Below are 11,937 nucleotides of genomic sequence, written 5' to 3' on the forward strand. Positions count from 1 at the left end.
TCAAGTCGACTTGAGGTCAAGCATGACTGTTCTCGATATCGGCGAGGTCGCCGAACGCTCGGGCGTCGCGCCCTCGACCCTGCGCTATTACGAGGAGATCGGCCTGATCGCCTCGCTCTGGCGGCGGGGCCTGCGGCGGCAATTCGATGCCGATGTGCTCTTGAGGCTTTCGCTGATCGCCATGGGCAAGGCGGCCGGCTTCTCGCTGGAGGAGATCGCCGGCATGTTCGGCCGCGACGGCAGGCCCGATATTCCGCGAGATCAGTTGCGCGTCAAAGCGGACGAACTGCAGCGGCAGATGATCGAGCTGCGCACGCTGCGGGACATCCTGCGCCATGTCGCCGACTGTCCCGCGCCCTCGCATCTGGAGTGCCCGACCTTCCGCAAGCTGATGCAGGCTGCCTCGCGCCGGAAGCTCGTCTACCGTCCCTCCGTCCGGCGTTCGGGCGCGCGCCGGGCAGCTCCTTAGCCGCGTCCATCTAGCGCTTGGACAGCCTCACTCTGCGTGATAGGGACCGCGCGGGGATCGGCCGCGATCGGCCGCCGCATTCTTAGGAGCCGGACATGACCGAAGCCGCGCGCGACAAGCACCTCTCCAACTCCTTCTTCGGCGCCGGCCTTGCCGATGTCGATCCCGAGATCGCCCGTGCCATCGAGCTCGAGCTCGGTCGCCAGCGCGACGAGATCGAGCTGATCGCCTCGGAGAACATCGTCTCGCAGGCGGTGCTCGAGGCGCAGGGCTCGGTGATGACCAACAAATACGCCGAGGGCTATCCGGGCCGGCGTTATTATGGCGGCTGCCAGTTCGTCGACATCGCCGAGAAGCTCGCAATCGAGCGCGCCTGCCGGCTGTTCGACTGCCAGTTCGCCAATGTCCAGCCGAACTCGGGCTCGCAGGCCAACCAGGCCGTGTTCATGGCGCTGATGCAGCCGGGCGACACCTTCATGGGCCTCGATCTCGCTGCCGGCGGCCACCTGACCCATGGCGCCCCGGTCAACCAGTCCGGCAAGTGGTTCAAGGTCGTGCCCTATGGCGTCTGCGTCGTCGACCAGATCATCGACTATGACGCGATGGAGCGCCTCGCCGTCGAGAACAAGCCGAAGATCATCGTCGCCGGCGGCTCGGCTTATGCCCGCCACTGGGATTTCGCCCGATTCCGCGAGATCGCCGACAAGGTCGGCGCTTATTTCATGGTCGACATCGCCCATTTCGCCGGGCTGGTCGCCGGTGGCGCCCATCCCTCGCCGTTCCCGCACGCCCATGTCGTCACCACCACCACGCACAAGACGCTGCGCGGCCCGCGCGGCGGCATGGTGCTGACCAATGACGAGGCGATCGCCAAGAAGATCAACTCGGCCGTGTTCCCGGGCCTGCAGGGCGGCCCGCTGATGCACGTCATCGCCGCCAAGGCCGTCTCGTTCCACGAGGCGCTGCAGCCGGAGTTCAAGAGCTACGCCCATGCCGTCGTCGCCAACGCCAAGGCGCTGGCCGAGACCCTGAAGAGCAAGGGCTTCGACCTCGTCACCGGCGGCACCGACAACCACCTGATGCTGGTCGACCTGCGCTCGAAGAAGGTCACCGGCAAGGCCGCCGAAGCCGCGCTCGGGCGCGCTCACATCACCTGCAACAAGAACGGCATCCCCTTCGATCCGGAGAAGCCGATGGTCACCTCCGGCATTCGCCTCGGCACCCCGGCAGCGACCTCGCGCGGCTTCGGCGTCGCCGAGTTCAAGAAGGTCGGCGAGTTGATCGCCGAGGTTCTTGACGGCCTCGCCGCCAATGGCGAAGAGGGCAACGCCGCCGTCGAGCAGGCGGTCAAGGCCAAGGCCCACGAGCTGACCGCGCGCTTCCCGATCTACTGAGGGGAGGCGACTGGGACCTCTTTCTACGGGAAGGTCCCGGTCAATTTGATCATGAACAGGTTCTCCGGGCCGCCGGGCGCATCGCCCCGGTTGGCCCGGCTGAGCTCGGCGTTGAGATCGAGCCCCTTGGTGATTTTGTAGCCGGCCGAGGCACTGCCACCGAACTGGCCGTCCTTGACCTGCGCGGCGACGGAGACGTTGAAGCGGTCGTCCGTCGCGCTCAGCTTGAGGTTGAGATCGACGGTCGGCTTGGTCACATCCTTTTTGACGATGCCGCTGAGCTCGAACGAGCCGTACTGGACCATGACCTCGCCTTCGACCTTCTCGATCGCGGCCGATTTTGTCACCACCTGAAGCGAAAGATCGAGCTTCAGCCGGTCCCATTTCAGCTTGCCGGTCAGTTTGGCGCCGACCAGCTCGGCCGTCGGATCGAAGACGATGCCGCCGACGCCGAGCTTGAGCGCGCCGAGCTTGACGACCTCGAATTTCAGCTTCTCCAGCTGCTGCAGGCCGAGCGTCACCGCACCATTGTTCGGCTTGGTGACGAAGAGGGCGGCGCCCGCTCCCAGCGCCAGCGCCGCGCCGACGACGTAGACGATACCCTTGTGCTGATCGACCCAGACGCCAAGTGCCGACGAACTGGCGGCCTGCTTGAAGGCGTCGACCTGCTTCTCCAAAGCCTTGTAGTTCGACGACTTCTTGATCTGCTTGAAATACTCGTCGGCGGCCTTGGACAGGACGTCGTCGCCGATGGAGCGGAGCTTCTGGATGTCCTCGGACGAGAGCTGGGTCGTCTGGCTCTTGAGTTTCGCGTTCGCGAAGCTGAGCAGTCCCTTCTGGGCCGTCGACAGCACCACCGGGCTCTTGAGGATTTCGGCGAGGCGTTCGGGAGACCTTTGGATCTCGCTGTCGAGAAGGTCGAAGGCCAGGACGACCAGGCCGCCGAAGGCGTCGCCGGTAGTGTCATTGGACATCTGCGAAACTCCGATTGGCAGGCGATGGGGATCGGCAGGCAGGCGCAGGCGCGTCGCAGAACGATATCTTGCCATGGGCAAGGCAAATCGTCCGGCGTCATTTTCTGGCGAGGGCTGCGATCCGGTGCCGGAGCGTCATGCGATCTCGTGCTTGCTCCCTTGCCGCCGGCTGGTCGTTTTTCGCTGGCCTGCGACGGCATGGCTGGGGCAATGAAGGGCCGCGGGCGCTATCGTCCCTCAAGTCAACCTCGAGGCCAGTTCATGCGTTGTCCCTATTGCGGCTCGCTCGATACCCAGGTGAAGGATTCGCGGCCGACCGACGACCACGCCTCGATCCGGCGCCGGCGCGTCTGCCCCGATTGCGGCGGCCGCTTCACCACCTTCGAGCGCGTGCAGCTGCGCGAGCTCACCGTGGTCAAGCGCTCGGGCCGGCGCACCGTGTTCGACCGTGACAAGCTGCAGACCTCGATCGAGGTGGCGTTGCGCAAGCGCCCGGTCGCGCCCGAGCGGATCGAGCGCATGGTCAACGGCATCGTCCGCCAGCTCGAAAGCTCCGGCGAGGGCGAGATCCAGAGCTCGGCCATCGGCGAGCTGGTGATGGAGGGGCTGAAATCGCTCGACGACGTCGCCTATGTCCGCTTCGCCTCGGTCTACCGGAATTTCCGCGAGGCCCGCGATTTCGAGGAGCTGCTCGGCCAGCTCGGCGGCGACGAGATCGAGCCCGCGACCAAGCCGGCGCCTGCCCGCGACGATGCCTGATCAGGACGCGATCGACCGCGCTTTCATGGCGCGGGCGCTGGAGCTCGGCGCGCGCGGGCTCGGCCGGACCTGGCCGAATCCCAGCGTCGGCGCCGTCGTCGTGCGCGATGGCCCGGACGGTCCCGTGGTCGTCGGCGAGGGGCATACGCAGCCGGGCGGCCGTCCGCATGGCGAGGCGATGGCCTTCGAGCAGGCCGGCTCGGCGGCGAGCGGCGGCACGCTCTACGTCACGCTCGAGCCCTGCTCGCACCGCACCGTCCGTGGCGGCACGCCGTGCGTCGAGCGCACCCTGCTCGCCGGTGTCAGGCGCGTCGTCTCGGCGATGTCGGATCCCAACCCGCAGATCGCCGGCCTCGGCCATGCCCTGCTGCGCATGGCGGGCCTGGAGGTCGTCACCGGCGTGCTCGAAGGCCAGGCGCAGCGCAGCCATCGCGGCCATGTCCTGCGGGTGACGGAGGGCCGGCCGATGGTGACTTTCAAGGTCGCGCGGACCGCCGATGGCTTCGCCGGTGGGGTAGGGGGCGCAAGGCTCGCCATCTCATGCCCTGAGTCCGGCGAATGGGTGCACCGCCTGCGCGCCAGCCATGATGCGATCATGCTCGGCATCGGCAGCGTCCTTGCCGACGATCCGCTGCTGACCGTGCGCCTGCCCGGGCTCGAAATCCGCTCGCCGATCCGTGTCGTGCTCGATTCCTCGCTGCGCCTGCCGCTGACCGCCAAGCTGGTGCAGGGGGCGACAACCGTGCCGCTCTGGGTGATCGCAGCTGAAGATGCGCCGGTCGCGGCCGAGGAGAGGCTGGTCGCCGCCGGCGTCGAGGTCATGCGTGTCTCCCGTGGCGCCGATGGCCATCTCGACCTCGCCGAGGCGCTGCGTCTGCTGGCGACGCGCGGCATCACCCGTGTCTTCTCGGAAGGCGGCCCGACGATCGGCGAGCAATTGGCGCTGCAGGGCCTCGCTGACGAGGTCATCGTCTCGACCTCGCCGAAGCCGCTCGCAGCCGAGGGCATCGTCGCTGTCCGGCCAGGGCTTGCGGCTTTGCTCGCCGATCCCGAGATTTACGCCGTCACCGAAGCCGGACAGGTCGGCTGCGACCGTTTCGAAGTTTTCACGAGGATCGCCTGATGTTCACCGGCATCGTCACCGCCATCGGCACCGTCACCCGCGCCCAGACCAAGGGTCCGAGCCTGAAGCAGTTCGATATTTCCTGCCCGTGGGAGGCATCCGGCATCGAGCTCGGCGCCTCGATCGCCTGCGCCGGCGTCTGCCTGACCGTGACGGCTCTCAAGCCGCGCGAAGATGGCGAGCCCGGCTGCCTCTTCCAGGTCGAGGCGGCCGCCGAGACCCTGGCGAAGACGTCCGTCGGCGCGTGGACGCCTGGTACGAAGATCAACTTGGAGCGCTCGCTCAAGATGGGCGACGAGCTCGGTGGTCATCTCGTCACCGGCCATGTCGACGGTGTCGGCACCATCCTGAAGATCGATGAGATCGCCCCCGATCCGAGCGAGCCCTGGGGTGCGACGGCCCGTTTCCATATCCGCGCTCCGCAGGGGCTCGCCCGCTTCATCGCGGCCAAGGGCTCGATCTGCCTCGACGGCACCTCGCTGACCGTGAACACCGTCGAGGACGATGTCTTCACCGTGCTCCTGATCCCGCACTCCTTCAGCGTCACCACTTGGGGCGAACGCCGGAAGGGGGACGGCGTCCACGTCGAGGTCGATCTGATGGCCAGGTATGCCGCGCGGCTTGCGGAGGCGCGCCCGGGCGGCTAACCAGCGTCCTCAATCCCAGACAAGGAATGTCATCATGGCCGGATCCCGGCAATCTTCGGCCGTTTCGGCTGCTCCGCTCGACGATGCCCGCGTGCTCGTGGTCGAGGCCCGCTTCTACGACGGCCTCGCCGATGAGCTGCTCGCCGGCGCGACCGCCGTGCTCGAGAAGGCCGGCTGCCGCGTCGATGTCGTGACGGTCCCCGGCGCGCTCGAAATCCCCTCTGCCATCGTCATCGGCCTGCGCGCCGCCGACGAGGCGGTCGACCCCTATGAGGCCGTCGTCGCGCTCGGCACCGTCATCCGCGGCGAGACCGGCCATTACGATATCGTCGCCGGCGAGAGCTCGCGCGCGCTGATGGACCTTTCGGTCGCCTTTGCCCTGCCGCTCGGCAACGGCATCCTCACCGTCGAGAATGACGCGCAGGCCTGGGCCCGCGCCAACCGCAGCGAGATGGACAAGGGCGGCGGCGCGGCGGAAGCTGCGCTCGCGGTGCTGCGTTACAAGCGCTCGCTGGCGGAGGAGTCGAAATGAGCCGATCCGAGATGCGCCGCGGCGCCCGGCTGTCGGCCGTGCAGGCGCTCTACGAGATGGAGGTTGGTGGACGCGGCGTGGTCGAGGCCATGGCCGAGTTCGAGGCGTTCTGGATCGGCAAGGAAGTCGAGGACATCGAGCTCCCCAAGGCCGAGATCGCCTTCTTCCGCGATCTGCTTGGCGGCGTCGTCCGTGAGCAGCGTCTGGTCGACCGTTCCGTCGACGATCTCCTCGCCTCCGGCTGGCCGCTGAAACGCGTCGAGGCGGTGGTGCGCGCCATCCTGCGCGCCGGCGCTTATGAGCTCGCCTTCCGCAAGGACGTGCCGGGCCGCGCCGTGATCTCGGAATATGTCGCGGTCGCCCGCTCCTTCTACGAGGGTGACGAGGTCGGCATGGTCAACGCGGTGCTCGACAGGATGGCCCGCGACGTCCGCGCCGAGGAATTCGACGCTCCGGCGGCGTGAGCGGCGCCGTGGCCGGAACCCAGCCTCCCGGCGAATTCGAACTGATCGCCCGCTATTTCGCGCCGATCGCCGGCCGCGCCGGGCTCGGCCTGATCGACGATGCCGCCCTGCTGCGCCCGGCGCGCGGCTACGAGCTCGTCGTCACCGCCGATGCGCTCGTCGCCGGCGTGCACTTCTTCGCCGACGATCCGCCGGCCTCGATCGGGCGCAAGGCGCTCGGCGTCAATCTCTCCGATCTCGCCGCCAAGGGCGCGAGGCCCGACGGCTTCGTGCTGACGCTGGCTCTGCCCACGGGCTGGACGGAAGGATGGCTCGCCGGCTTCGCACAGGGGCTCGGCGCCATGGCGGGCGAGGGCGATTGCCCGCTGATCGGTGGCGACACGGTCTCGACCACCGGCCCGCTGACCCTCTCGATCACCGCCTTCGGCAGCGTTCCCGCCGGCCGCATGGTGCTGCGCTCCGGGGCCAAGCCGGGTGACATCGTCGCCGTCACCGGCACGATCGGCGATGGCGCGCTTGGGCTGAAGGCGCATGGGCCGGATCGGCCCGACTGGGTGGCCAAGCTCTCGGAAACCGATCGCGCCTTCCTCGCCGACCGCTATCTGCACCCGCAGCCGCGGGTTGCGCTCGCCGCCGCCCTGCAGGCGCATGCCTCGGCCGCGATGGACGTCTCCGACGGTCTCGTCGGCGACCTCGGCAAGCTGCTGACAGCTTCGAAAGCAGGCGCCGAGATCGACCTCGACGCCGTGCCGCTCTCGCCCGCGGCCCGCTCTGCCGTCATGGCCGATCCCGCATTGGCGGAACTGGCCTGGACCGGCGGCGACGACTACGAAATTCTCTGTACGATCCCGGAAGGAGAATTTCCTTCTATGGTTGCTGCCGCCGAGGCGGCGGGGCTCAGCCTCGCGCGCATCGGGCGCGTCACCGCCGAGGCGGGGAGCGTGCGCTATACCGAGGCGGGCCGACCGCGAAGCTTCGTACGCGGCTCCTTCGCTCATTTTTAGAAGGCGGCCGCGCGGCCGCGAAGGGCGGCGGCTGCGATGAACCAGCATGTTCCGGTGATGGACGGCGATACGCTCGCCAGGCGCAATGCGCTGGTGCTCGCCGGTGCCCAGGCGCTCGGTGGTGCGAGCCCGGCGATCGTGATCTCGCTCGGCGGCATCGTCGGTTCGCAACTGGTCACCAACCAGGCCTTCGCCACCGTCCCGGTCAGCCTGATGCAGCTAGGTCTCGCCACTGGCGTCATTCCGGCAGCGTTCCTGATGCGCCGGCTCGGCCGCCGCAACGGCTATGTCATCGGCGCGCTGATCGGTGCCGTCGGCGCCAGCATCGCCGCGGCCGGTGCGGCCGAGCGGTTGTTCTGGCTGTTCTGCCTCGGCACCTTCCTGTGCGGGCTCTACAGCTCCTACGTCCAGAGCTATCGCTTTGCCGCTGCCGATACGGCGAGCGAGGGTTTCCGGCCGCGCGCCATCTCCTGGGTGATGATCGGCGGATTGCTGGCGGGGGTGATCGGCCCGCAATCGGTCTATTGGACGCGCGACCTGACGCCGGCCGCGCCCTTTGCCGCGAGCTTCCTGGCCCAGGGCGTGCTCGCCCTCCTTGCCATCGGCGTCGTGCTGGCGCTGCGCGCTCCACCGATGAAGGAGGCGAAGACCGGCGGCGGCCGGCCGCTTCCCGAGATCATGCGCCAGCCCAAGTTCATCGCCTCGGTGATCGCGGCGCTCGTCGCCTACGGGCTGATGAGCTTCGTCATGACCGCTGCGCCGATCGCGATGGTCGCCTGTGGCCATAGCGTCGGCGACGCGGCGCTCGGCATCCAGTGGCATGTGCTCGCCATGTATGGGCCGAGCTTCCTCACCGGCCGCCTGATCGCGCGGTTCGGCAAGGAGAAGGTCACGGCCGCCGGCCTCTTGCTGACGGCGCTCGCGGCGATCGTTGGGCTCTCCGGCCTCAGCGTCGCGCATTTCTGGATCGCGCTTGTTCTGCTCGGAATCGGCTGGAATTTCGGCTTCATCGGCGCGACGGCGCTGGTGACCGACTGCTATCGGCCGGAGGAACGGGTCAAGGTCCAGGCGGCCAACGACTTCCTTGTTTTCGGCTCGGTCGCCATCGCCTCGTTCTCATCTGGTGGTCTGCTGAGCGCCGGCGGCTGGGACAGCGTTAACTGGCTGGTCTTCCCGCCGGTCGCGGTCGCGTTGGCCCTCGTGGCCTGGCAGAGCTTGCAGAGGCGCGTGGCGGCGTGATCCTTGCTGGGTAGTCCAGCCTGAAGCGGAGACCTCGCATGCGCCCTCACCAGCTTCCCCAGTTCGCCGGTCGTCCCGTCGCGGGCGCGATCGGTCACAACCGCGGCGTCGTGCAGAGGAACTATGCCTTCATGCCGCCCGAGGGCGTGCTGGTCAGCCGGTTGCCGCATTTGGAAAAGACCATTGCGCGCATTCTCGCGGCGCCGGTGCTGGGCGCTCAGTTCGCGCAGTACGTGCTCGAGATCGAGCCTGGCGGTGGCACGCTCGCGCCTTTCGCCGAGGACGGCGTCCAGCACTTCTATTACGCCCTGTCCGGCGAAGCGGCGTTCGCCATTGACGGTGCGGGCGGCAACTCCTTCGGTCCCGGCAGCTTTGCCTATGTTCCGGGTGGGACGCGGTTTTCGCTGCGCAACGACAGTGACGCCCGGGCCCGCGTACTTGGCCTGCGCAAGCGCTACGAGCCGGCGCCCGGCCTGGCCGTGCCCGAGCCGATCCTGTCGCATCGCGATGCGGTGCCGCTGACCAATCATACCGGCATGGAAGGGCGCGGCTTCCAGTTCCTGCTGCCCTATGGCGACATGCGCTTCGACTTCGAGATGAACCTGATGTGGTTCAAGCCCGGCGCCTTTTTCCCGGATGTCGAAACCCATGTGATGGAGCATGGGCTCTACATGCTGGAAGGGCAGGGCCTCTATTTCCTCGGGCAGGACTGGCACGAGATCTGGGCCGAGGACTTCATCTGGATGGGCGGCTACTGCCCTCAGCAGTTCTATCCGACCGGTTTCGGCGACGCCTGCTACCTGCTCTACAAGAACGTCAATCGGGACGTGGCACTTTAGAGTGACCCTCAAAAGGTCACGGCCGATCAACAAGTCGGTGCGCCATGACCTGACATTCTCCCGGAATTCTCAGCCGATCCGTTTGCGATTCTGGCGGAAACTGGGCAACAATCCGATCCGACACTGGTGATCGGCGCTGTGGCCTGATTCTTCGTGAGGCCGACAGAGCCGTTTCCTGCGTTCAAAGAACCGGAAAACCGGCTCCGTCGGGGTGTCCTACCCCGGATGACGAAATCTCAGGGATAGGAAATTCGATGTCGGCCTTGCTCATCATCATTGTCTTGAGTGCGTTATCGATCGTCTACGGCTTATGGGCCTATGGCGACGTGATGAAACGCGATGCCGGCAACCAGCGCATGCAGGAGATTTCCGGTGCGGTGGCAGAGGGCGCGCAGGCTTATCTCAAGCGCCAATACGTCACCATCGCCATGGTCGGTGTCGTGCTCTTCGTCGGGCTGACCTATCTGCTCGGCGCCTATGTCGGCATCGGCTTCCTGATCGGCGCCGTGCTCTCGGGCGTCGCCGGCTTCATCGGCATGAACGTTTCGGTCCGGGCCAATGTCCGCACTGCGCAAGCCGCGATGCAGTCGCTCGGCGATGGCCTCGACGTCGCCTTCAAGGCGGGCGCGGTCACCGGCATGCTGGTCGCCGGCCTCGCTCTGCTCGGCGTCGCCGGCTATTACGGCTTCCTGACCTCGATCAAGGACTTCGCGCCCTCGAGCCGCACCGTCATCGACTCGCTCGTCGCCCTCGGCTTCGGCGCTTCGCTGATCTCGATCTTCGCCCGTCTCGGCGGCGGCATCTTCACCAAGGGCGCCGATGTCGGCGCCGACCTCGTCGGCAAGGTCGAGGCCGGCATTCCCGAGGATGACCCGCGCAACCCGGCCACCATCGCCGACAATGTCGGCGACAATGTCGGTGACTGCGCCGGCATGGCGGCCGACCTGTTCGAGACCTACGCGGTGACGCTGGTCGCGACCATGGTGCTTGCCGCGATCTTCTTCGCCGGGCAGGCCAGCTTAAGCACGATGATGCTCTACCCGATGGCGATCGGCGCGGCCTGCGTCGTCACCTCGATCATCGGCACCTTCTTCGTCAAGCTCGGCGCCAACCAGTCGATCATGGGCGCGCTCTACAAGGGCTTCATCGCCGCCGGCGTGCTCTCGGTCGGCGCGATCGCCGCGGTCAACTACCTGATGTTCGGCGGCTTCGCCGCCTCGTTCACCACGGTCCAGGGCGTGACCTTCACCTCGGGCGCCCTGTTCGGCTGCGCGCTGGTCGGCCTCGCGGTGACGCTGCTCATCGTCGTGATCACCGAATACTACACCGGCACCGGCAAGCGCCCGGTCGTGTCGATCGCCCAGGCCTCGGTCACCGGCCACGGCACCAACGTCATCCAGGGCCTCGCGGTCTCGCTGGAATCGACGGCGATGCCGACCATCGTGATCATTGCCGGCATCATCGTCTCCTACGGTCTCGCCGGCCTGTTCGGCATCGCCATCGCCACCACCGCGATGCTGGCCCTCGCGGGCGTCGTCGTGGCGCTCGACGCCTTCGGCCCGGTCACCGACAATGCCGGCGGCATCGCCGAGATGGCCGGCCTGCCCAAGGAGGTCCGCCACTCCACCGACGCGCTCGACGCCGTCGGCAACACCACCAAGGCGATCACCAAGGGCTATGCGATCGGCTCGGCCGGTCTCGGCGCGCTGGTGCTGTTCGCTGCCTACACCTCGGACCTCAACTTCTTCGTCGCCGAAGCCAATAAGGCGGGCTCGACGACCTTCCAGTACTTCAAGGGCGTCGTCGTCGATTTCTCGCTGTCGAACCCCTATGTGGTCGTCGGCCTGCTGCTCGGCGGCCTCATCCCCTTCCTGTTCGCCGGCATGGGCATGACTGCGGTTGGCCGCGCTGCCGGCTCGGTGGTCGAGGAAGTCCGCCGCCAGTTCAAGGAGAAGCCCGGCATCATGGAAGGCACGGACCGGCCCGATTATGGCCGCGCCGTCGACATGCTGACCAAGGCGGCGATCAAGGAGATGATCGTTCCCTCGTTGCTGCCGGTCCTGGCGCCGTTCGCCACCTTCTTCGTCATCAACGCCATCGCCGGCAAGAACCAGGCCTTCGCCGCGGTCGGCGCCATGCTGATGGGCGTGATCGTCACCGGCATCTTCGTCGCGATCTCGATGACCTCGGGCGGCGGGGCCTGGGACAACGCCAAGAAGAGCTTCGAGGACGGCTTCGTCGACAAGGACGGCGTGCGCCATCTCAAGGGCTCCGAGGCGCACAAGGCCTCGGTCACCGGCGACACCGTCGGCGACCCCTACAAGGACACGGCGGGCCCCGCCGTGAATCCCGCGATCAAGATCACCAACATCATCGCGCTGCTGCTGCTCGCCATCCTGGCGCATAGCTGAGCGGCAGATCGCCTGACCAACGCCTGGCCCCGCGGAGCGATCCGCGGGGTTTTTCGTTGCGCTGCAATGGATTGCGCTGGGC

General features: G+C 67.3%; 12 protein-coding genes. 11 read left to right on the forward strand and 1 reads right to left on the reverse strand.

Annotation, left to right across the window (positions count from 1 at the left end; genetic code table 11):
- Positions 1–22: 22 nt before the first annotated feature.
- The gene (locus AC1DS0_RS22115; protein WP_476816417.1) at positions 23–469 is read left to right on the forward strand and encodes a helix-turn-helix domain-containing protein; all 447 of its coding nucleotides are present in this window, start codon (positions 23–25) and stop codon (positions 467–469) included.
- A 95-nt stretch (positions 470–564) separates the two neighbouring features.
- Positions 565–1,863: a serine hydroxymethyltransferase gene (gene glyA / locus AC1DS0_RS22120; protein ID WP_152014189.1), complete on the forward strand. Its 1,299-nt coding sequence runs from the start codon at positions 565–567 to the stop codon at positions 1,861–1,863.
- A 23-nt stretch (positions 1,864–1,886) separates the two neighbouring features.
- Here the strand turns inward: glyA and AC1DS0_RS22125 are convergent, their stop codons facing one another.
- A complete protein-coding gene (locus AC1DS0_RS22125) occupies positions 1,887–2,837 on the reverse strand; it encodes a hypothetical protein (RefSeq protein ID WP_476816418.1) in 951 nt (316 codons plus the stop codon).
- Positions 2,838–3,098: 261 nt separating this feature from the next.
- On the opposite strand from AC1DS0_RS22125, the gene nrdR reads away from it, so the two are divergent.
- From nrdR to AC1DS0_RS22170, 9 genes are all read left to right on the forward strand, one after another.
- Positions 3,099–3,596: a transcriptional regulator NrdR gene (nrdR, locus tag AC1DS0_RS22130; protein WP_476816419.1), complete on the forward strand. Its 498-nt coding sequence runs from the start codon at positions 3,099–3,101 to the stop codon at positions 3,594–3,596.
- Positions 3,589–4,719, forward strand: a complete 1,131-nt coding sequence (gene ribD, locus AC1DS0_RS22135; protein WP_476816420.1) for a bifunctional diaminohydroxyphosphoribosylaminopyrimidine deaminase/5-amino-6-(5-phosphoribosylamino)uracil reductase RibD — start codon at positions 3,589–3,591, stop codon at positions 4,717–4,719. The genes nrdR and ribD overlap by 8 nt, the downstream gene beginning before the upstream one ends.
- On the forward strand, positions 4,719–5,366 hold the full coding sequence (locus tag AC1DS0_RS22140) for a riboflavin synthase (RefSeq protein WP_476816421.1): 648 nt from the start codon (positions 4,719–4,721) through the stop codon (positions 5,364–5,366). The genes ribD and AC1DS0_RS22140 overlap by 1 nt, the downstream gene beginning before the upstream one ends.
- Before the next feature lie 34 nt (positions 5,367–5,400).
- Positions 5,401–5,898: a 6,7-dimethyl-8-ribityllumazine synthase gene (gene ribH / locus AC1DS0_RS22145; protein WP_476816422.1), complete on the forward strand. Its 498-nt coding sequence runs from the start codon at positions 5,401–5,403 to the stop codon at positions 5,896–5,898.
- Positions 5,895–6,362 carry a transcription antitermination factor NusB gene (gene nusB, locus AC1DS0_RS22150; RefSeq protein ID WP_091830088.1) on the forward strand — a complete coding sequence of 156 codons (468 nt, stop codon included), beginning with the start codon at positions 5,895–5,897 and terminating at the stop codon, positions 6,360–6,362. The genes ribH and nusB overlap by 4 nt, the downstream gene beginning before the upstream one ends.
- An 8-nt stretch (positions 6,363–6,370) precedes the next feature.
- Positions 6,371–7,366, forward strand: a complete 996-nt coding sequence (gene thiL / locus AC1DS0_RS22155) for a thiamine-phosphate kinase (RefSeq protein WP_476816423.1) — start codon at positions 6,371–6,373, stop codon at positions 7,364–7,366.
- Positions 7,367–7,402: 36 nt separating this feature from the next.
- Positions 7,403–8,605 carry an MFS transporter gene (locus tag AC1DS0_RS22160; RefSeq protein ID WP_476816424.1) on the forward strand — a complete coding sequence of 401 codons (1,203 nt, stop codon included), beginning with the start codon at positions 7,403–7,405 and terminating at the stop codon, positions 8,603–8,605.
- A 38-nt stretch (positions 8,606–8,643) separates the two neighbouring features.
- On the forward strand, positions 8,644–9,444 hold the full coding sequence (allE, locus tag AC1DS0_RS22165) for a (S)-ureidoglycine aminohydrolase (RefSeq protein ID WP_476816425.1): 801 nt from the start codon (positions 8,644–8,646) through the stop codon (positions 9,442–9,444).
- A gap of 254 nt (positions 9,445–9,698) precedes the next feature.
- Positions 9,699–11,855, forward strand: a complete 2,157-nt coding sequence (locus AC1DS0_RS22170; RefSeq protein WP_476816426.1) for a sodium-translocating pyrophosphatase — start codon at positions 9,699–9,701, stop codon at positions 11,853–11,855.
- Positions 11,856–11,937 lie beyond the last annotated feature (82 nt).

The organism is Allobosea sp. P4_H5 (assembly GCF_056400825.1).